Origin of the sequence: Thaumasiovibrio subtropicus (assembly GCF_019703835.1) — a bacterium.
In the GTDB taxonomy this organism is placed as follows: domain Bacteria; phylum Pseudomonadota; class Gammaproteobacteria; order Enterobacterales; family Vibrionaceae; genus Thaumasiovibrio; species Thaumasiovibrio subtropicus.
Genome location: NZ_AP023054.1, coordinates 713,029 through 733,711, shown reverse-complemented (window position 1 = coordinate 733,711; position 20,683 = coordinate 713,029). Strand labels below are relative to the sequence as shown.

Below are 20,683 nucleotides of genomic sequence, written 5' to 3'. Positions count from 1 at the left end.
AAGTCATGCTCAACAACTCGCTCGATGTCTCTATCGAGCGCCATCGCAAGGAAGTATTATGGCTAAACTCAGTAAAAAAACCTACGAAGCCGACTTGGCTGAACTGCAAATTGAACTGGTGAAACTTCAAGAATGGGTCAAACACAAAGAACTCAAAGTCGTTGTCCTTTTTGAAGGTCGAGATGCAGCAGGTAAAGGCGGAGCCATTAAACGTATCACTGAAAAGCTCAATCCTCGCGTCTGCCGTGTTGTCGCTCTAGGAACGCCAACCGAACGTGAAAAAAGCCAATGGTATTTCCAACGTTACGTACCGCACCTCCCCGCCGCTGGAGAAATGGTACTGTTCGATCGTAGCTGGTATAACCGAGCAGGCGTAGAAAAAGTGATGGGATTTTGTAGTGATGATGAATATGAAGAGTTTTTACGCTCTTGCCCAGAGTTCGAACGAATGCTGATGCGCTCTGGTATCATCTTGATTAAATACTGGTTTTCGGTTTCTGATGAAGAGCAAGAAAAACGCTTTAACGAACGCATTAACACGCCAATAAAAAGGTGGAAGTTCAGCCCAATGGATCTTGAGTCTCGCAACCGCTGGGCTGCCTATTCAGAAGCCAAAGACAAAATGTTTGCCTACACAGATACTAAGCAATCACCTTGGTGGGTCGTTGAGGCGGATAACAAGAAAAGAGCGCGTTTGAATTGCATTCGTCATCTCCTCAGTCAAATCGAATATGAAGAGATCAGTTACCCTGAGTTAACGCTACCACCGGTCAATAAGGAAGGCTATTTACGCGCCCCGCTCGAAGAGCAGACCTTTGTCCCAGATCACTACAGCGAAGACTGATTTTATCTCGGCCAAGTCTTGCTTGGCCTTTTAACACCACGACTCCAAGACACATTATGGCTAAAGATCTCTACCAGAACCTCGACCTCAACCTACTTCGTACTTTGCTAGTGATCTATCAAGAGAGAAACTTGCGTAAAGCGGCTGAACGTTTGTTCGTAACTCAACCCGCTGTCAGTCAAGCATTGCAAAAACTCCGCCATCATTTCGATGACGAGCTGTTTGTCAAAGTGAGATCTGGGCTCGCGCCAACGCCATATACAGACGAGCTTTGCCTCAACCTCATCCCGGTGCTTGAACACCTCAGCGCGACACTCAACCAACAGCAGCAACTCGATCTTAGTCACTTAGAACGTACGGTTCGCATTGCCGTGAGCCCCCAGTTCCTTTGCCGCCTTGGAAGCCATGCTTACCACTTCTTTAAACAAGCTGCACCGCACGTCAGAATCGAGTTGCACGAGTGGCACAGAACCACTCTATCGCTCATAGAAGAAGGATTCATTGATCTTGGCATCAATCGGCAGTTGGCTGTGTCGAGCGCTATTTACACTCACCCTATATTGGAGTCTTTGCGGGGTTGCATCTATGTTCGCCAAGAACACCCTTTCAAAGGTGACGTCATCCGAGCGGAAGATACTGCTCAATTTCAATGGGTTAACTTAATTCTCCCTGGATTTACTGACATCCAAACGGAAGTGGAGAAGATCTTGAATGCCCGCGATATTCCTTGCCGAATCGCGCACCGTACTACCAGCACCTATAACTTAATCGAGACACTGAAAAGCACTGACTTACTCTTTCCAAGTGGTGCAAATTTTTTCCCGCACACCGAAACCGCTTTTCGGACGATTCCTATACATGAAGAAGATGAGTTCGCCCTATACGATGTCGTTGCATTCATGCATAAGAAGCACACCAAAGACCCTCTTCATACCTGGTTACTCGATAACATGAGCAAGCTTCTTTAAGGCGGCGATAAGCCAAACTTATCACCGACTGAAGCACTGCTCATTTCAAAATAAAACACCGTGCAATTAAGATAAGCGTCATTCCTTGTTATGAAGTATTGATTACTGCCCATGAGAAAATTACTTGCACTTACCCTCCTCACCCTGCCCATTAACGTGTTTGCTAACAGTATTTATGTTGGCGGCAATATCGCGTTAGGCTCATCAGATCGTTCAGTTTTTGGTGATTCCGCTTCTGTGCTCATTGGTTATGATTTTCCAGTCAGTGCAGAACTGAGTCTCGGTATTGAAGCTGAATATCGTGACTTTGGTGATGAGAGCTACTATTTCAATTGGAGCGGTTTACGCGATCATCACGTGAAAGCGAAATCCTATGGCCTCAATATAAAACCGACGTACCACTTTGATTTTGAGGGCAGAAACTTTTACCTCAGTGGTATCTTGGGTGTGCATGAGCATAAAGAAAAATGGCGGGTACCGCTGGGGAATCAAGGCTACGAAATGCAAACATTCTCAGATACAGCGGTGACTTGGGGGGCAGAATTTGGCTTAAAGCTCAATCAAACATTAGCTTTAAACTCGGGGTTCAAACGCTCTCGTCCTCATCTAAAAGGAGGCAGTGTCGAATATGATCAGTTTTTTATGGGGCTTAACCTATACTTCTAGCTCGCCAATCAAAAACAGCGACCATTGGGTCGCTGCTTAAACTCGAACTGCCTCAAGATGCGCAATTCGGGAAGCTTACCACTGCCTCAATCAAACCTGTGTTAGTCGAGATAACTGGTGATTTCGTTAGGGTCAATATGCCGAATATCCTTACCTTTCACATAATAGATGATGTACTCACAAATATTCTGACAACGATCGCCGATACGCTCGATAGAACGCGCAGACCACATCACTTGCATCACATTCGGGATTGAACGCGGATCTTCCATCATATACGTCATCAATTGGCGAATGATCGCTTCATACTCTTGATCTATACGATCATCTTCTTGGTAAATATCTATCGCCGCGTTGACATCCATGCGTGCGAAAGCGTCCAAAACGCCATGTAACATACGCACCACTTGCATACCCAGCGCATCCAATGACACCAAGAGTGTCTGCTGATTATTGGTGAAATTTTCCAACGCCATCTTTGCGATACTGTCGGCAACATCACCGATCCGTTCGAGATCAGTAATGGTCTTAATGATCGCCATGACCAAGCGTAAGTCACTGGCCGTCGGTTGACGCTTCGCGATGATACGGGTGCACGCCTCATCGATCATCACTTCCTTACCATTCACTTTGTGATCGTTACGGATCACTTTTCGTGCAAGCTCTACGTCTTGCTTGTGCATGGCTTTGAGCGCATCAATCAGTTGTTGTTCGACCAAGCCGCCCATCGCCAACACTTCACTTCGGATTTGTTCAAGTTCAGCATTGAACTGGTTGGAGATATGCCGCCCGATATTTAAATTGTCCATCGTCACTCCTTACCCATACCGACCGGTAATGTAATCTTCTGTACGCTTATCTGAAGGGGTAGTAAAAATCGTATCCGTATCTTTATATTCCACCAACTCGCCCATATGAATGAAAGCAGTTTGATCAGATACACGCGCCGCTTGCTGCATGTTATGAGTCACAATCACCACGGTATACTTTTTCTTCAACACGTTAATCAACTCTTCAATCGTCAACGTTGAGATTGGATCTAGGGCAGATGTTGGCTCATCTAAAAGTAATACTTCCGGTTCAATCGCGATGGCCCGAGCTATCACCAAACGTTGTTGCTGGCCGCCCGACAATCCGAAGGCATTCTCATGCAAACGATCCTTCACTTCATCCCATAACGCCGCCCCGCGTAGTGAACTCTCAGCAGCATCATCTAAGGTGCGTTTATCTCGCACCCCTTGCAGACGTAAGCCATAAATCACATTTTCATAGATAGATTTCGGAAACGGATTTGGACGCTGGAATACCATCCCTACTCGGCGGCGTAGCCCAGCGACATCGACATTACGCTCATAGACATTGGTACCATGCAGCATCACCTGCCCTGTGACCCGACTATGCTCGACCAAATCGTTCATGCGATTAATACAGCGCAATAAGGTGGATTTACCACAACCTGAAGGACCGATGAACGAAGTGACTTGCCCTTTGGGAATCCGCATATTGATATCAAACAGTGCCTGACTCTCGCCATAGAAGAGATTCAAATTCTCAATCGATAATGCCGTTTTCTCCGGAGGTAAATTTTCCAGATCTAACGGTGGAGCAAAGCCGAGAGAGGCGGCGTTGAATATCATTTATACCTCGAATCTATTACTGCTCTAAGGAGCGGAACTTGTCACGTAGATGATTGCGAATACCAATTGCCGTTAAGTTTAAACTGACGATAACTAACACCAACAGGAAGGATGTAGCATAAACCAATGGACGCGCCGCTTCTATATTTGGACTTTGGAAGCCCACATCATAAATGTGATAGCCCAAGTGCATAAACTTACGATCTAGGTGGAGATAAGGAAAGTTTGCATCAATCGGTAATGTCGGCGCCATTTTAACCACACCCACCAGCATTAAAGGGGCCACTTCGCCCGCCGCACGTGCAACCGCCAAGATCAATCCAGTCATAATGGCAGGGCTCGCCATCGGCAAGACGATTCGCCATAATGTTTCGAACTGAGTAGCCCCCAACGCTAAGGAGCCTTCACGCACCGATTGGGGCACTCGGCTCAACCCCTCTTCCGTTGAAACAATCACAACAGGCAGTGTTAAAATCGCCAGCGTCAATGCTGACCAAAGGATACCTGGCGCACCAAACGTGGGGGCAGGCAACGATTCGGCATAAAACAGGTTGTCGATGGTGCCACCGACCATGTAAACAAAAAAGCCGAGCCCAAACACACCGTAAACAATCGATGGCACACCCGCCAAGTTTATAATCGCGATACGAATCAGCCGAGTAAACGCGTTATTCCCCGCATACTCATTGAGGTAAATGGCGGCGATGACGCCAAAAGGAGTCACAATGACACTCATCAACAGCACCATCAATACCGTGCCAAATATTGCAGGGAACACCCCCCCTTCCGTATTCGCTTCTCGAGGGTCATCGCTCACAAACTTCCCAATCTGTTTGCGCCAATGATTCATTTTCTGCAGTACCGACATCTGATTAGGATGCCAGATATCGAGCACATCAGACATCGGGAGCGTATGAAGCGCCCCTTTGGCATCTCTTACAACCAAGGCATCCCGCTCAATCAGCACGCGCATTTCAGTGAGCTGATCGGCGAGTTGATGATAATTGTGCTGTAAACTCAGCCGTTGCTGCTCGATTGCCAACTGCTCTTCCTGCGTGAGCGACGCCGCCATCTGCAGTTTTCGCTCTTGTAAGCGTAGTTGCTCCAATGACCAGTTAATCGCGCCAATTTCTTGCTTCTCTATTTGGCGGATCAGCTCGCGCGTTTCTGTCACTTCATCGAGTAGCTCACCGAGCTTGGCGACAGGGTATTGCTCTCCATCATTGATCACCGCGACAGGAAAACCAAAAAAGTCGCCCTCACGACTACGCTCAATCACAGCGGCGTTTTCTGGCACGGTTTGAGAGAAGATATGCTGATCCAGAACGCTAATGAAGTCGCTACCTTCCACGTCACGATTGGCTGTTTTGATCAGTAACCGTTGTGCATCTGGCGCGTCGACTGATAAGCCAAGTTGATAGGACGAAACGGTTTCACGACCATATACTTCGCCAATCACAATCTCAACATGTTCACCCCGCTCTATCTCAAACTGATAAAGCGTCGTAGGCCAAAAAAAGCTCAGTCCTTTCCATCCAATAAGCAGTAACAGGCCAAGAACCGCCAATAAGCTTAAACTGACTGCACCAGCAGTTAGCCAAATCCAAGGTGCTCCTGATTTAATCCACTTCATTTCAATCTCTCAGGCGCTATAAATTACTGTACTGCTCGCGCAGCCGTTGACGAACCACTTCCGCCAAGGTGTTAAAGATGAAGGTAAAAATAAACAGCACTAACGCAGACAAGAAAAGTACACGATAGTGTGAGCTACCCACTTCCGATTCCGGCATTTCAATCGCAATGTTAGCGGCTAAGGTCCGCATCCCTTGCAATAAGTTCATTTCCATAATCGGTGTATTTCCTGTTGCCATCAAAACAATCATGGTTTCGCCAATGGCGCGCGCCACACCCATCATTATTGCTGAAAATATCCCCGGACTCGCTGTGATCAAAATGACCCGTGACAGGGTTTGCCAATGTGTTGCCCCCAGCGCCAATGAACCACTGGTCAAATGCTGAGGCACGGAGTAAATCGCATCTTCAGCAATAGTGAAAATGGTGGGAATAACCGCAAACCCCATGGCGATGCCCACAACGATCGCATTGCGTTGGTCAAAACCCAACCCCAATTCACGACTCAGATATAAGCGAGCATCACCATCAAACAGCGTCAATTCAGCCCACTCGTTTGCGGCAAAGCAGCCCCAAACCACCAGCACGAGCAAGGGGAGTAACAGAACCACGTGCAAACCATTCGGAATTTGCCAACCTAAACGTTGCGGCCCCCAGTACCAAAACAATCCCATTACCAGCGTCATTAAGGGAACAGCAAACACGAGAAGAAAAAGTGCTGACAGGTTGTTCTCAACAAGCGGAGCCAACCAAAGTCCGGCAAGAAACCCGAGGATAACGGTCGGCAATGCCTCCATCAACTCAATGGTGGGCTTAACAACAGCCCGCATGCGTGACGACATAAAGTAAGCAGTATAAACAGCACCAGACACGGCTAGCGGGACAGAAAACAGCATAGCAACCGCGGCAGCCTTTAATGTGCCAAAGACAAGTGGCACTAAACTCATCTTGGGCTCGAACTGCTCACTGCCTGAGGTAGACTGCCAAACGAAATCGGGTTCTGGGTAGCCCTCGTACCAGACCTTTTCAAATAGCGAGGAGAAGGTCACTTCTGGGTGTGGATTGCGTACAGATAACTGATAAACCCCCTCCATGTAGGAAAGCGTGACGCCATCACCATAACTTGAGAAGCTTATGGCATTTGGCATCTGGTGGGGTAACGCCAACTGGGTTTGTAACAGGGGACGTCGGCTAGTGGTGTAAAACAGCCCCACTTCGCCATCAGGCTGCACTGTCATAAAACTCTTTCGATATTGCTCGACGACAATCTTTGGAATACCCTCGCCGCGCAAGGTATAGGTGCGAATGGGAGTGAGCGAGCGACGTCCCTCATCATCACGCACATCAAACCATTGTCGAACCTTGCTCGCAGAACCAATCAGTACCGAAGAAGCGCCAGGTAACACAGCCAGTTCAGTCGCCGGATCGGCTTCACTCCCCACTCTCACCGTTTCCCGTAGAAAGTAGCCGTCGTCCGTTGCGGTGTAGACATAAACACGATTACGCGCCAAAACATAGATAAACTGCCCCGTGGGCGCTAATGCAATCGCATCATAATCATTGGGAATAGGAAGCGTAAACCTTGTCTCATGCCATTCCGTTTTATAGGTAATCGGGTTAACGTCCCCTTCAAGACGTATCCCAAGCCATCTGCCATCAAGGGTTTGTCCAACCGCAGTGAAAAACTCATTCGACATTGACGTTTTCAGGCTAACGATAGGTTGACCTTGCGGATCGAGCTGCAACTGCCGGCCACCAAAAGGATACTCAATGCCTGTCAATGGAACGGAATTCCCCTCAAATCGACTCTCTTTTTCTACCGGTTCAAATACCGTTATTTCACCCGTACTGTGACCAAATGCCATAACACGCCCGCCCGCAACAGGCCCTGCATAGGCGCTCACATCAGGAAACTGAATATCATGCTGTTTCTCGATGCGATCACCCAAAGAGTAAAATGACACAATGCCGGATTCTGCCACTCGGTAAAGGTGTTTGTTATCCGCTAAGGTACCAACGTGAAGGCTTTCACCTTGCCAAGTCGGTGTCTGATTTTGGTAACTAATCGAAACGGAGGCTTGCTTGACCGTCGGGAAGATGACCATCAAGAGATAAAAGAAGATAAGAACGAGCATCAGCAGTGCCGAAACACCACCAGCGGTAACGAAAATCCGAGCTACGCGATCCCAAAAACGCCTTGCCGTACCGGCAGTCATTTCAAAATTGGGCGCTGTTGCCATGGGGACCTCGTTAATTGAATCAACACGTTACTATATGACTAAAAAATGACACTAATATTACAAACGACGAAAAAGCCGTCTTATATGTCAGTCTGTTAATATGCAATAAAAGTGTAACACAAGCCGTCTACTCTCTGCGGAAACAAGTGGTTAGTTGCCCCTCGTCGCGAATACGTTCCGCGGACTTTTTGCTCTGTGGACAGTACGTAGTCAAGCTCGCATAATAGGATTACTGCCTAAGGATGAGGACATGAGTATGAAGCACTTAGTTATTTCTGTTATTGGTCAAGATTCACCAGGACTGGTTGACACCCTTTCAGATACCGTTTTTCAACATCACGGGAATTGGTTAGCCAGTAGTCTGACGCAACTTGCCGGGCAATTTGCAGGCATACTGCAAATCAGTGTTGAAGAGCAATACGAAGCAGCACTTATTACCGCCCTCAAATCACAGCAAGCCTTTCATATTCATGTCGTCGACGGAAACGAAACACCGCCAGCAGAGCAAACTATCGCCTTGACTGTATCTGGAAACGATCGCCGCGGTATTGTTAACCAAGTCTCCCATCTGCTTGGGCAAAATGGCATCAATATCAGCAAACTAAAGACAGAAACCAAAAGCGCACCCGCATGGGGCTATCCCTTGTTTTATGCTTACTTTCAACTTGAGACGAAAACCGAAATCGATCTGGATGAAATCCAGAGCCAGCTAGAACAGTTAGCTGATGATCTTACCATCGATTTTGATTAACTCTCCGACATTGGTACATAAAATAAGATGAGCACAGATAAGCTGCATGTAGACAAAGAATTAAGTTGGCTCTCATTTAACGAACGCGTTCTACAAGAGGCGGCTGACAAGTCCAACCCAATTATCGAACGCGTCCGTTTTTTAGGGATCTATTCCAATAACTTTGATGAATTTTACAAGGTTCGCTTTGCTGACGTAAAGCGCCGTATCATTATCAATGAAGAGCAAGGTGGTGATGAAAGCGCCAAACACTTACTCAATAAAATGCAGAGTAAGGCTGCACGACTCGGCGAGCGCTTTGACGAACTGTACAATGAAGTCTTGCTAGAAATGGCACGTCGACACATCTTCTTGGTCAATGAAAAGCAATTGAGTGAGCAACAAATCACTTGGATGCGAAAATACTTCCGTGCCAAGATTTTGCCATATATAACCCCCATCATTTTCAATCCAAGCACGGATTTATTGCAGTTCCTAAAAGATGAGTCCTCATACCTCGCGATAGATCTGATCACAGGCGATCAAAAACAACGTGCATTGATCGAGATCCCAACCGAGCAAGTCGATCGTTTCATCGTCCTTCCGAAAGAGAAAGGCAGCCGCCGTACAACCATCATTTTACTTGATAACATCATCAGACTCTGCCTTGCAGATGTGTTTAAAGGGCTGTTTGAGTTTGATGAAGTCCACGCCTATGCGATGAAAATGAACCGTGATGCAGAATATGTACTGACTCCCGAGGTGGAGCACGGTTTACTTGAGCAAATGTCGGAAGGATTAAGCCAACGCTTAACACAGATGCCAGTGCGTTTTGTCTATCAGCGTGACATGCCTGTCGATACCCTCGACATGCTGATGAAAGCGTTGCAAGTCTCAAACTACGACAGTGTCGTCCCGAGTGGACGATATCATAACCACAAAGACTTTTTAGGCTTCCCCAACGTAGGCGCTCGCTACCTTGAAAACCCACCAATGCAAGCACTAGAGAGCTACCAACTCGCTAATACACAAACGGCATTTGAAGCGATCAAGAAAAAAGATGTCCTGCTCTACTACCCGTATCACACCTTCGAGCATGTGACAGAATGGCTTCGCCAAGCCGCCTATGACCCGAAAGTGTACAGCATCAAAATTAATATTTATCGCGTCGCAAAAAATTCTCGCATCATCGACGCGATGACCGATGCCGCTAACAATGGTAAACGTGTCACCGTAGTTGTCGAGCTAATGGCACGATTTGATGAAGAGGCAAACATTGAATGGTCTCGCCGTCTCACAGAAGCTGGCGTTCGCGTCGTTTTCGGCATTCCAGGAATGAAAATCCACTCGAAACTGTGTGTCGTTAGCCGAAAAGAAGAGGGGAAAATCGTTCGCTATGCTCACTTAGGAACGGGCAACTTTAATGAAAAAACTGCAAAAATCTACACGGACTTCTCTCTACTTACCGCAGATAAGAGCATCACAGATGAAGTACGCGCTGTTTTTGACTACATCGAAAACCCATTCCGCCCGGTCAAATTCAAAGAGCTAATCGTATCGCCTCGTAACTCGCGCGGCCGTATATATAACCTCATCGACAATGAAATTGCCAACGCCCGAAATGGCATCAAGGCAAGTGTCACGTTAAAAGTGAACAACTTAGTCGATAAAGGTCTTGTGAATCGCCTTTACGAAGCCAGCCAAGCTGGTGTGAAAATACGCATCATTGTTCGCGGTATGTGCAGTTTAATTCCTGGACTCCCGGGTATCAGTGACAATGTCTCAGCAATTAGTATTGTGGATCGCTTTCTTGAACACCCCCGTGTCGCCGTATTTGCCAACAATGGCGACCCATTTGTGATGATTTCATCGGCAGACTGGATGACCCGCAACATCGACAATCGTGTCGAAGTCGGGGCACCGGTCAAAGATCCAGACCTTAAAAAACGCATTATCGACATTCTTGAGCTTCAATTTAAAGACACGGTTAAAGCGCGAATTATCAATAAAGATATGGACAATCGGTATGTTCCGCGCGGAAATCGACGTAAAATCCGCTCTCAAATTGCTATTTACGACTATTTGAAGCAAAGTGAAAAGCAGATAAAAAAGAAGACCGAGAAAGAGAAAAGCGTTGATGAGCAACCCGATCGTTGAACCTGCCCGAGAAATTGCGGCAATTGATATTGGCTCAAACAGTTTTCATCTAGTTGTCGCGAAAGTCATCGGACAACGTTTACAGATTATCAGCCGACACAAGCAGCGAGTGCGCCTCGCTGCTGGTCTGGACGAAAACCACAACTTGGACCACGCTTCCATGCAGCGTGGTTTAGACTGCTTGACCATGTTTGCTGAGCGTCTGCAGGGATTCCATCCCGATAACGTTCGTATCGCAGCGACCTACACATTGCGCCAAGCACAGAATGCGCATCTATTTTTGCAGCGCGCGCGTAATGTCATTCCTTATCAAATTGAAATCATCCCCGGTACAGAAGAAGCGCGATTGATTTATCTTGGGGTTGCCCACACTCAGCCCAAGTCAGGGACTAAACTTGTCATCGACATTGGCGGTGGTAGCACTGAACTCATTATTGGCGAAGAATTTGAAGCCAAACAGATGACCAGTAAGCACATGGGATGTGTCAGCTACAACAAGCGCTTTTTTAGCGAAGGCAAAATCAGTAAAAAACGCTTTGAAGCAGCACAGCTTGCCGCCGCTCAAAAGCTCGAGAATGTCGCATCTCGATACAAGTACCGAGGCTGGGATATCGCGATTGGCGCCTCAGGCACGATTAAAACCATCTGCGAAGTGATAAAACAACGCGGTTCCGAGAAAGGGACTATCACACGAAAAGCACTAGAACAGCTTGGTCACGATTTAATCAAAGTAAAACACTATAACGACCTCGATTGGGGAGGCCTTTCTGAAGAGAGAAAACCCATTATTGCTGCTGGATTGGCGATACTCACCGCCGTCTTTGCCGCTCTCGATATCGACGAAATGCACTTTTCAGATGGCGCGCTAAGAGAAGGGCTGCTCTACGAGATGGAGGAACGTTTCCGTCATCACGATATTCGTGAGCGCACTACGAATGCGCTAGCGAAGCAATACCATGTCGACCTTGCCCAAGCCGAACGGATTAAAGCGACAGCATCCATGCTCTATTCACAAATTGAAAGCGAGCTGGGTGGCAAGCAACTCGTCCTTGGCTCACTCTTAAAGTGGGCGGCAGTGTTACATGAAGTCGGGTTGAGCATCAGTTACTCTGGATTCCATCGCCATTGTGGTTATATCCTACAACATGCCTCTATGCCCGGCTTTAACCAAGAAGAACAAACAGTACTGGCGACGCTCACACGCTTCCAGCGAAAAACACTTAAGCTCAACGAAATGCCTGAGTTAAGTATCTATAAACGTAAGCACGTCTACCCACTCATTCGCACATTGCGGCTTGCTGTCGCCATGCATGGCCAGCGCAACGATGACCCTTTGCCAACCATTAAAGTCACTGCGAACAAAGAGCATTGGCAGTTACATATGCCGAGCGACTGGCAGGTCAATAACCGCTTACTTGAAGCAGATTTAGTGAAAGAGCAAGAATATTGGCAGAATGCGGGATGGCAGTTAGAAATCCTCACTCCAGACATTGAGAACTAATTTCACTCCGACTTAAATCAAAACAGGACGCAGATGCGTCCTGTTTTGAACTGTAAAAAGGCTAGATCCCAAGTCGCGATAACTCTTGCTCAATGACGCTCGCGGGCAAAGAGACATACCCTTCACGAGACACCAAATTTTGACCTTGCGCAGATAAGATGTAGCGCACAAACTCGCGCTCCAACGGAGAGAGCGGCCGCTCTGGATGTTTGTTGACATAAATATAGAGAAATCGAGAGAGTGGGTACTCCCCGCTGACCGCATTTTCTCGATTCGCAATCACATAATCCTGCCCGGTTTCTGCGATTGGCAAGGCTTTTACTGCGGAAGTGGTATAACCAATCCCAGAAAAACCGATAGAGTTCAGTGATGTCGAGATGGACTGTACAACCGACGCAGATCCAGGCTGCTCATTAAAACGCGCCACAAAGTCACCATTGCACAACGCCTTCTGTTTAAAAAAGCCATAAGTACCGGAGACCGAATTCCGCCCAAACAGCTGGATATCACGATCTTCCCACAACCCTTCTAAACCGAGATCGGCCCATTGGGTGATCGGTGCATTCGCCCCACACAGCAAGGTACGAGAAAAGATGGCATCCAGCTGATAAAAATTCAGCCCTTGAAGTGGATTGTCTTGGTGAACAAATACGGCCAACGCATCAATAGCCACGCGAATAGGCATAGGCTTATAGCCATGTTCACGTTCAAACACCTCAATCTCACGGGGACGCATCGGGCGACTCATCGGGCCAAACTGCGTTGTCGCTTCTGTCAATGCTGTTGGTGCCGTTGACGATCCTGCTGATTGAATCTCGATATTGATGTTGGGGTAATACCGTTTAAATGACTCAGCCCAAACCGTCATTAAATTAGATAACGTATCAGACCCCATGGAGCTTAGGTTGCCTGAAACGCCCACGACCTTTTGATAAGGAGGTAAGGGGTCAGCAGCACTGCCAAAGGCAAGACTCATGCTCAACAGCGCGCCAGCGCCCATCATTAATAGACGTTTCATTCCTCACCCACCACGAGGCGTTTAGGTAAGGTAAATGCAAAGGTACTCCCTTCACCCACAGTACTGGCAATTTCCAACTGTGCGTCGTGATGGCTTAGTGCATGTTTGACGATAGCCAACCCTAAGCCACTGCCTCCCGTTTCACGGGAGCGTGCTTTATCTACACGATAAAAACGCTCCGTCAAACGATGGATATGCTGAGGGGCAATACCTTCACCGCTATCTTGCACTTCTAATCTTGGGCCTTTTGACGTGTTAAACCAACGCACAGAAATTTCAGCGTTCGGAGGAGTATGCTTCACCGCATTGTAGACAAGGTTGGATATCGCACTGCGTAACTGATCTTCATCAGCAAACACATTGAGATCGCTTTCAACATCAAAATGAAAGATCTGATCCTTATCACCGCTGAGCGATATCGCTTCTTTTTCTAATATCTCTAGCATGGCAGGCACAGTAACAATCTCTGAGAGCTCAACGACTGGCGCTGCTTCAATTTTAGAGAGCGTCAACAACTGATTGACCAGCCCACTCATACGTTCGAGTTGCTCAGTCATAACCGTATGGGCTTTGTCCCACATCGGGCGAGGCATCATCTCAGGATCTGATGTCATCTCTAAATAACCTTGCAATACCGTCATCGGCGTACGTAATTCATGAGAAACATTCGCAAAGAAGTTTCGGCGCATCCCTTCAAGCTGTTTTACTTGCGACACATCACGGACCACCATGATGTACTCTCCATCGGTATAAGGCATGATGCGCAGTTCTAGGGTGCGATCAGGATTGGTCGGTGCAGTGATTTCAATCGGATGCTCAAAGCGGCGTTTTGACAGATAACGAACAAAATCTGGACTACGCAATAAATTATTGATTGGCTGCCCCGCGTCATCGGGCCAACGAAAACCCAACACATGCTGAGCCAGTTTGTTACACCAAACAATATGCCCTTCACTACGAAAAACCACGAGTGCATCGGGCATAGATTCCGCGCCACTGCGAAAACGGCGAATAAGCGTCGCTAGCTCTTTTCGACGACGGCGGTTTCGGATCTGTAATCGATAGATCCCATTAAAGAGAGGCTCCCAACTGCCAGAGCCCGAAGGCGGCGTTAAACTGCGCTCTTTCCAGAGCCAATCAGACATTTTCAGCTGATTATAATAATGCCACAGCAATTGAATCCAGGTCGCGGCTAAAAGAAACCACGCCATATGTCCGAATATGGCGCCAAGGCCAATCCAAGGTAGGTAAAAAAAAGCCAGCTCCCAAGCCAGCTTTTTCCAAGACAGTCGTTCGACCATTACGTCTCCAAGCACGAAAGGAGCTTGCGCTCCTCTCTGGTCTTTCAGGTTGTTCAGTACTACTAAATGCGTGTTGAGAAACGGTATCCTGCACCACGTACAGTCTGTACCATTTTGTCATGACCGCCTGTTTCTAGCGCTTTACGCAAACGACGGATATGCACGTCTACTGTTCGGTCTTCTACATATACATTGGTACCCCAAACTTGGTTTAGCAGTTGCTCACGGCTATAAACACGCTCTTGGTGTGTCATAAAGAAGTGCAACATCTTAAACTCAGTTGGGCCCATTTCTAGCGGTTGCTCATTGGATGTAACACGGTGAGAAACTGGGTCCAGTTTCAAACCTTGTACATCAATCACATCATCCAGAGCAGTGGGGGATACGCGACGCATAACAGCTTTCAAACGCGCCATCAATTCTTTGGGTGAAAAAGGCTTCGTAATGTAATCATCCGCACCCACTTCGAGGCCACGAACTTTGTCTTCTTCTTCACCGCGCGCTGTCAGCATCACCACAGGAATCTGACGAGTTAACTCATCACGCTTCAGGTGTTTAATGAGATTAATACCTGAACCTCCTGGTAGCATCCAATCGAGCAGAATAAGCTCCGGATACGGTTCGCAGATTTTTTCCAGCGCGGTATCATAATCTTCTGCTTCAACTGCATGATAGCCTTTCTGTTCAAGTACAAAGCAAAGCATTTCACGAATAGGTGCTTCGTCTTCAACAACGAGGATGCGTTTAACCATAGTGTATCTATACCCAGTGAACGATAAAATCTGGAGCCATTATGTGTGTTTATTATGACACTTTTGTGACCAGTGGTGAAATTTTAACACGCTGAAATTTCACCTAAAGTCGCAGAGAATCTTCCCTGTTTCGTCCATTGATGGCAGTTATCCTTTCACTCTCACTTCACTCCGGCCGCTGCCTTTTGCTTCTATCGCAACCTGCACACCAATACGCTCGACTAAAGTGGAAACGTGGGAAATAACACCAATTTGACGACCATTCGCCTGCAAGGCATCTAAACACGATAGCGCCATTTCTAAGCTTTCTGGGTCCAACGTTCCAAAACCTTCATCAATGAATAAGGAACCCAACTGACGAGTATCCGCTGCCAGTGAGGCAAGCGCTAGCGCCAAGGAGAGTGACAGCAAAAAGGTTTCCCCTCCCGAGAGAGACTCTACGCTGCGCACCTCATCCCCCATGTCGTGATCAATAACTTGCAATGCCAACGGGCTACCGGGAACAGGCTGCAAGGCATAGCGAGGAGACAATTCACTCAAGTGAGTGTTGGCCACCAGCACCAGTTGCTGCAGGGTCAGCCCTTGAGCGAGGGTACGGAACTTACTGCCTGTTGCAGAGCCTATCAGCTCATTCAACTTAAGCCATGTTTCGGTCACAGCATGTTGCTTCATCCACTGTTGCTCCAGCTCCCCCGCTTGCTTTTTGGCCGTCTCCGCGTCATGTAAACGACGTTTCGCCTCAAATAGCAGATTACTCTGCTGTTTGCGGATTCCCTGAAGTTTTTCCAAATGCTCGCTTAACTGGCTTTCAAGCAATGCTAAATCATCACTCTCATCCATACCTAGCCAAACTTTAAGTTCACTTAAACGACTATGTTGCTGTTCGAGTCGCTGCTCGCGCTCCTTTTGCAATAACATAGTAGACGCGACAGCATCCTCTAATGCTTTTATCGCTTCTTGCTGTACCTCTCGCCAAGCTGTGTCATGTTCGAGCAACGCCTTCAGCGCTTCATTACTCAGTGAATAGCGCTCAAGCCACTGCTGCCATTCTTGTTCATGAGCTTGCTGAGAGGCATTAAGTCCATCCTGCTGCGCGACCAGCAACTGCTGCTCTTTTTGAAGTGCTGCTCTTGTTTCACCTAAAGATTGCCGTCGAATCTCAGCCTGCTTAAGAGACTGCTCTGCCACAGCCATACCACCTTGATGTAATTGCTCTATCTCTTGCAGTGATTGCTCACCGACCAACTCAGCACGCTGTTGCCAAAGTTCGTTGATTTCACGACGAAGACTTGCCTGTTTTTCCTCTATGCTCAGTTGTATCTGACGACCGCCCTCAAGCTGTGTCGTTAACTCAGTCAACTTAGGCTGCTGTTCTGACAGCTGTCGCTCAATACTCTGTAGCGCTTGCTGCCAATCAATCACGCTGGCTAACTGCAGACGAAACTGTTGGAAGAAGTGGTCATTCTCGGCTATTGATAGCCAGCGATACTCAGCAAAAATATCCGCTAACAATGTCGCCCGCTCTGCCTGCTGTGCGGTTATTGCATCAAGTTGGTCTCGCAACGCCTTATCACGTTCCTCCAAGGTTGCCAGCGTTTGCTGTACGCCATTCACATCCTGATTGAGCTGTTTTTCACCTTGCACCATCTGGCTCAATTCTTGTTGCCAACGGCCGCCCAACTCGAGTTGATGCTGGATAGAACGAAACTCGCTATCCAGTTCTGCCTGTTTACGACTAATCGATTCTGCTTGTTGTTGCCAAACTTGAATGTGCGTAGGCAGTTCACTTTGATCAACCGCAGCCAGCTCAGGCGCTAGCGCAACGATACGTTGCCAGCATTGCGACAGAATAGGCGTAAGCTGCGCTTTTTCATGTTGAATTTGCTGTAATTGGCGCTCAGTTTGAACACCTTGCTGAGTCAGGAAATGGCGTTGCGATTCCCCTTGTTGCAGCTCTGATTGCAACTGCTCCAAACGCGCCTGCTGCTGATGTATCAAACTTTCGACGGCCGGCTGACTCGAATCATAAGGGTGCTCAAGGCTCCCACAGAGCGGACAAGGCTGTTCCTCTTCCAGTAACACACGATAGTCCGCTAACTCAAAAGTGGCGCGGCTCAAATCAAACTGGCGCTTCGCTTCATCGAATGTGGCACGTTGTACCTTAAGCGCTTGCAACAAAACATCGAGTTGTTTTTCCCCTTCCTGCTGCTGTGCAAGCGCTGTTTGCCATGCCGTTTCTAACTGCTGACGTTGGGTGTCGGCATGCAACCAATCTTGCGCCATGGTGCGTTGCTGGTTTAACGCCTCAAGTTGCTTCGTTTGTGTTTGAAAGTCTTGCTGACAAGCAGATTGACGTGCCAATAAGGTGTCGAGAGAGAGTGCTTCAATCCGCTTTTCTAACGCTTCTCGCAGCCCAACTAACTGCCGATGCTCATGTTGATAGCCATTTAAGGCATGTTGAAGTTGCTGCTTTTGTCGACTCAACTGTCCCTGTTGTTGTCGCAAGTCTGTGCTTTGCGATACAGAACGTCGATAGTGCGTTATGTTTTCCAGCGCCGACTCTCCCCGTGGCGCAATCGCAACTAGTTCTGGATGCTGAGCCAGCTGTTGCTTCAATTGGTCTGCTTGCCGTTGCCAATGCTTTAGATCGTTCTCCAAACCAGATAGGGCTTGCTGCACCTGTTGAACCTGATGGGACTGACGTTGCGACTCATCTGTCGCCTCCCGCCACTGTTGTTGCTTTTCTTTATGTTGCGTCTCTAGGGAGAGTGCTTGCTTGAGCTTAGGCGCTATCGCCTCCCATTCTGCTTTCGCATGCGTGTCCATTCGGCGTTGTGTGGCAACCTCGTCATCACTCGCCAACAATGCTAAATCATTCGCCGCCGCGCGTTGCTTGAGTTCTATTTGCGCTTGTTGGTTCTCTTGCTGTTGCTGCCTTTGACGCACCAGTGCCTGATAGCACTCACGCGCGCCTTGCACCGCTTGTACTTGCGCATAATAGTCGACCTCTGGCTGGGCTTTTTCGCGAGCGAGGAGCGCTGACTGGCTCGCCAACTTCGCTTCATCTAGCGCTTTATGCGATTGCAAGTGATCCGTCAAACTCTGCTGATAACCCAGCGCTTTCTGGACATGCACTTCACTCTGTTGGTGTTCCGTCTCGATATCGGCTATCTCGATCACCAGCTTTGCCATCGCTTCGTCATCGATGAGGGTGATATCGCCCAGTTGTCCCTGCAGTTGCTCTAAGCGCTGTTTTTCTTCACGAGTACGCTCATGCGCGGCTATCGACAACTGACTATAAATTTCTCCCCCCGTCATTCGCTCCAATAGCGACGCACGTTCATCGGCATTCGCTTTTAGAAAAGCAGCAAACTCACCTTGAGGTAGCATCACAGCACGACGAAATTGCTCAAAACTTAGGCCTACTAGGCGCTCAACTTCTTGCTGTATTTCTTGCTTTTTCCCCGCAAAGCGCTGGCCTGTCTCTATGCTTTCAAGCCAATGTTCGGCCGCTTGAATACGCCCATCCGCCCGACCACGTGCGCGGCGAACTCGCCAATGCGCTCGCCACTCACTACCGTCATGCGCTCGAAAATCGACTTCAGCAAAACCCTCGGATTTACCGCGACTTAATATACTCCGTACGTCATTGGCTTTTAGTCGACTCGCATCATCATCACGACCAATCTCTGCATCATTTTTTTTGTTCGCTTGTAAGCGAGGCATGCGATCAAACAGCGCTAAGCAAATAGCATCCAATAATGTTGATTTGCCTGCCCCCGTACGCCCGGTAATCGCAAAGAGCCCTGATTCACCCAGTCGGCCTTTTGCAAAATCAATCTCGAAGCGAGACTGTAAGCTCGCAAGGTTTTCCCCTCGAAGTGCCAAGATTTTCATTGCTCGGCCTCCTGCTCTTCTACCTGAATCAACAACTGCTCAAATGCTTCACGCATCTCTTCATCTGGCTCGCCGTCATAGCGCTGCTGCCAACTCAAACTGAACACATCCTGCGGTGAGACCTCGCTAAGCTGTTGCTGCATCAAGCTACTCGATGACGATTTCTCTGGGTAATGGGGCGTTATTTTGGCTAACCGTACGGCTTTTTCACCCATCGCGGCGAGCACTTTTTCTCGCAACATAGCCTGAGGCTTATCAAGCAAAACAGGCACTTCTAACAAAGGCTGTAATGACAGAGATTTCTCTTCAAACTCAGCTGCTTCTAAGGCCTCGAGTACCTTATCCAATGGCTGTGGCTGAGCCGGAATGGACAACATGTCGACGGCGCGGGGCACACACTTTGTCTCAATACTTTCGATCTTGGCATCAGTGAGCGTGACAATGGCGACTTGGTGTTTGTAATGCTTTTCTGACATTGACAACGGAATGGGTGAGCCCGAATAACGAACGTGCTCTTTTCCTCCCACGCGCTGCGCAAGATGAAGATGACCCAGCGCCACATAGCTGATTGACTCATCGAAAATAGTCACTGGCAATGCGTGCTGATTGCCACCAAGCACACGACGTTCAGACATTTCAGATAGCTGCGACGCCGCCATATAGGCATGTCCCATCGCGATCAACGCTTGATCAGATGAGCGTTTGGATAACGCTGCGGCGGTAACCTGAGTGTAGAGTTGCTCTACCCCCTTGACTAATCGGTCATCGTCTTCCGATAAATTTTCTGTCCGTAAATCACTGCTACGCAGAAAGGGCACTGCCATGACCCAAGCTGCCGTTTGTCCCTTTTTATCCGTTAACGGCACCAGCATACGTTCTGTTTCCAGCATGCCATCAACATTTCGCCGGATCCCACCAACCAAATGCAGATCAAAAGCCCGAAGTAGTTCATGAGGAGCATCAAGCTTTGAAGGCGAGTCGTGGTTGCCTCCAATCATCACAACATTTAGGTGGGGTAATTGCTTCGACAACGTGGCGAGAAAGCGATAGAGCATTTGCCATGCCGTTGCAGGTGGATTCGCGGTGTCAAAAATATCGCCCGCGACCAACAGCGCGTCGATCTCTTCATCAATGAGAATTTCAACTAACCAATCGAGAAAAAGTTGATGTTCAGTGTCTCGGCTATACCCATGCAGTTGGTGACCAAGATGCCAGTCAGAGGTATGAAGTATTTTCATGTGGCGCTGCTTATCCATGCCAAAATTTGCTTACCCGGATTCTACCAAGAACCGCGACAAAAACATCTTAATCGCATAACATTGTCGCTCTTGTGGGAAGAT

General features: G+C 48.0%; 15 protein-coding genes. 6 read left to right on the top strand and 9 right to left on the bottom strand.

Features of this window, described 5'->3' with window-relative positions; genetic code table 11:
- Positions 1–58: 58 nt before the first annotated feature.
- The 3 genes from ppk2 (at position 59) to TSUB_RS03470 (ending at position 2,478) form a co-directional block, all read left to right on the top strand.
- On the top strand, positions 59–844 hold the full coding sequence (gene ppk2 / locus TSUB_RS03480; protein WP_087025239.1) for a polyphosphate kinase 2: 786 nt from the start codon (positions 59–61) through the stop codon (positions 842–844).
- Positions 845–900: 56 nt separating this feature from the next.
- Entirely contained in the window at positions 901–1,812 is a 912-nt protein-coding gene (locus TSUB_RS03475) for a LysR family transcriptional regulator (protein WP_087025241.1), read from the top strand.
- 111 nt (positions 1,813–1,923) lie between these two features.
- Positions 1,924–2,478: an outer membrane beta-barrel protein gene (locus tag TSUB_RS03470; protein ID WP_087025243.1), complete on the top strand. Its 555-nt coding sequence runs from the start codon at positions 1,924–1,926 to the stop codon at positions 2,476–2,478.
- A gap of 101 nt (positions 2,479–2,579) precedes the next feature.
- Here the strand turns inward: TSUB_RS03470 and phoU are convergent, their stop codons facing one another.
- The 4 genes from phoU to TSUB_RS03450 are packed head-to-tail and all read right to left on the bottom strand — an operon-like array spanning position 2,580 to position 7,987.
- Positions 2,580–3,287 carry a phosphate signaling complex protein PhoU gene (phoU, locus tag TSUB_RS03465; protein WP_087025244.1) on the bottom strand — a complete coding sequence of 236 codons (708 nt, stop codon included), beginning with the start codon at positions 3,285–3,287 and terminating at the stop codon, positions 2,580–2,582.
- A 9-nt stretch (positions 3,288–3,296) separates the two neighbouring features.
- The gene (pstB, locus tag TSUB_RS03460) at positions 3,297–4,115 is read right to left on the bottom strand and encodes a phosphate ABC transporter ATP-binding protein PstB (protein WP_087025246.1); all 819 of its coding nucleotides are present in this window, start codon (positions 4,113–4,115) and stop codon (positions 3,297–3,299) included.
- A 16-nt stretch (positions 4,116–4,131) separates the two neighbouring features.
- The gene (gene pstA, locus TSUB_RS03455) at positions 4,132–5,748 is read right to left on the bottom strand and encodes a phosphate ABC transporter permease PstA (RefSeq protein ID WP_202819779.1); all 1,617 of its coding nucleotides are present in this window, start codon (positions 5,746–5,748) and stop codon (positions 4,132–4,134) included.
- A 16-nt stretch (positions 5,749–5,764) separates the two neighbouring features.
- Positions 5,765–7,987, bottom strand: coding sequence for an ABC transporter permease subunit (locus TSUB_RS03450; protein WP_087025251.1), 2,223 nt, complete (start codon positions 7,985–7,987; stop codon positions 5,765–5,767).
- A gap of 250 nt (positions 7,988–8,237) precedes the next feature.
- Between TSUB_RS03450 and TSUB_RS03445 the strand changes: the two genes are divergently transcribed.
- The 3 genes from TSUB_RS03445 to ppx are packed head-to-tail and all read left to right on the top strand — an operon-like array spanning position 8,238 to position 12,375.
- Positions 8,238–8,738: a glycine cleavage system transcriptional repressor gene (locus tag TSUB_RS03445; RefSeq protein ID WP_343231774.1), complete on the top strand. Its 501-nt coding sequence runs from the start codon at positions 8,238–8,240 to the stop codon at positions 8,736–8,738.
- Between the two features lie 27 nt (positions 8,739–8,765).
- Positions 8,766–10,874, top strand: coding sequence for a polyphosphate kinase 1 (ppk1, locus tag TSUB_RS03440; RefSeq protein WP_087025253.1), 2,109 nt, complete (start codon positions 8,766–8,768; stop codon positions 10,872–10,874).
- Positions 10,855–12,375, top strand: coding sequence for an exopolyphosphatase (gene ppx / locus TSUB_RS03435; RefSeq protein ID WP_087025256.1), 1,521 nt, complete (start codon positions 10,855–10,857; stop codon positions 12,373–12,375). The genes ppk1 and ppx overlap by 20 nt, the downstream gene beginning before the upstream one ends.
- Positions 12,376–12,436: 61 nt before the next feature.
- On the opposite strand, the gene TSUB_RS03430 is transcribed toward ppx, so the two are convergent.
- The 5 genes from TSUB_RS03430 to TSUB_RS03410 form a co-directional block, all read right to left on the bottom strand.
- Positions 12,437–13,393 carry a PstS family phosphate ABC transporter substrate-binding protein gene (locus TSUB_RS03430; RefSeq protein WP_087025259.1) on the bottom strand — a complete coding sequence of 319 codons (957 nt, stop codon included), beginning with the start codon at positions 13,391–13,393 and terminating at the stop codon, positions 12,437–12,439.
- Complete coding sequence (gene phoR, locus TSUB_RS03425; protein ID WP_087025262.1) at positions 13,390–14,694, bottom strand: phosphate regulon sensor histidine kinase PhoR; 1,305 nt, start codon at positions 14,692–14,694, stop codon at positions 13,390–13,392. The genes TSUB_RS03430 and phoR overlap by 4 nt, the downstream gene beginning before the upstream one ends.
- A gap of 62 nt (positions 14,695–14,756) precedes the next feature.
- Complete coding sequence (gene phoB / locus TSUB_RS03420; RefSeq protein WP_087025264.1) at positions 14,757–15,446, bottom strand: phosphate regulon transcriptional regulator PhoB; 690 nt, start codon at positions 15,444–15,446, stop codon at positions 14,757–14,759.
- A 147-nt stretch (positions 15,447–15,593) separates the two neighbouring features.
- Positions 15,594–19,343: an AAA family ATPase gene (locus TSUB_RS03415; protein WP_087025267.1), complete on the bottom strand. Its 3,750-nt coding sequence runs from the start codon at positions 19,341–19,343 to the stop codon at positions 15,594–15,596.
- Positions 19,340–20,581, bottom strand: coding sequence for an exonuclease SbcCD subunit D (locus tag TSUB_RS03410; protein ID WP_087025294.1), 1,242 nt, complete (start codon positions 20,579–20,581; stop codon positions 19,340–19,342). The genes TSUB_RS03415 and TSUB_RS03410 overlap by 4 nt, the downstream gene beginning before the upstream one ends.
- Between the last annotated feature and the right edge of the window lie 102 nt (positions 20,582–20,683).

Excerpts from the sequence above, each read along its gene's own strand:
- ppk2 (WP_087025239.1), top strand. The coding sequence starts at position 59 with ATGGCTAAACTCAGTAAAAAAACCTACGAAGCCGACTTGGCTGAACTG.
- TSUB_RS03475 (WP_087025241.1), top strand. The coding sequence starts at position 901 with ATGGCTAAAGATCTCTACCAGAACCTCGACCTCAACCTACTTCGTACT.
- TSUB_RS03470 (WP_087025243.1), top strand. The coding sequence starts at position 1,924 with ATGAGAAAATTACTTGCACTTACCCTCCTCACCCTGCCCATTAACGTG.
- phoU (WP_087025244.1), bottom strand. The coding sequence starts at position 3,287 with ATGGACAATTTAAATATCGGGCGGCATATCTCCAACCAGTTCAATGCT.
- pstB (WP_087025246.1), bottom strand. The coding sequence starts at position 4,115 with ATGATATTCAACGCCGCCTCTCTCGGCTTTGCTCCACCGTTAGATCTG.
- pstA (WP_202819779.1), bottom strand. The coding sequence starts at position 5,748 with ATGAAGTGGATTAAATCAGGAGCACCTTGGATTTGGCTAACTGCTGGT.
- TSUB_RS03450 (WP_087025251.1), bottom strand. The coding sequence starts at position 7,987 with ATGGCAACAGCGCCCAATTTTGAAATGACTGCCGGTACGGCAAGGCGT.
- TSUB_RS03445 (WP_343231774.1), top strand. The coding sequence starts at position 8,238 with ATGAGTATGAAGCACTTAGTTATTTCTGTTATTGGTCAAGATTCACCA.
- ppk1 (WP_087025253.1), top strand. The coding sequence starts at position 8,766 with ATGAGCACAGATAAGCTGCATGTAGACAAAGAATTAAGTTGGCTCTCA.
- ppx (WP_087025256.1), top strand. The coding sequence starts at position 10,855 with ATGAGCAACCCGATCGTTGAACCTGCCCGAGAAATTGCGGCAATTGAT.
- TSUB_RS03430 (WP_087025259.1), bottom strand. The coding sequence starts at position 13,393 with ATGAAACGTCTATTAATGATGGGCGCTGGCGCGCTGTTGAGCATGAGT.
- phoR (WP_087025262.1), bottom strand. The coding sequence starts at position 14,694 with ATGGTCGAACGACTGTCTTGGAAAAAGCTGGCTTGGGAGCTGGCTTTT.
- phoB (WP_087025264.1), bottom strand. The coding sequence starts at position 15,446 with ATGGTTAAACGCATCCTCGTTGTTGAAGACGAAGCACCTATTCGTGAA.
- TSUB_RS03415 (WP_087025267.1), bottom strand. The coding sequence starts at position 19,343 with ATGAAAATCTTGGCACTTCGAGGGGAAAACCTTGCGAGCTTACAGTCT.
- TSUB_RS03410 (WP_087025294.1), bottom strand. The coding sequence starts at position 20,581 with ATGAAAATACTTCATACCTCTGACTGGCATCTTGGTCACCAACTGCAT.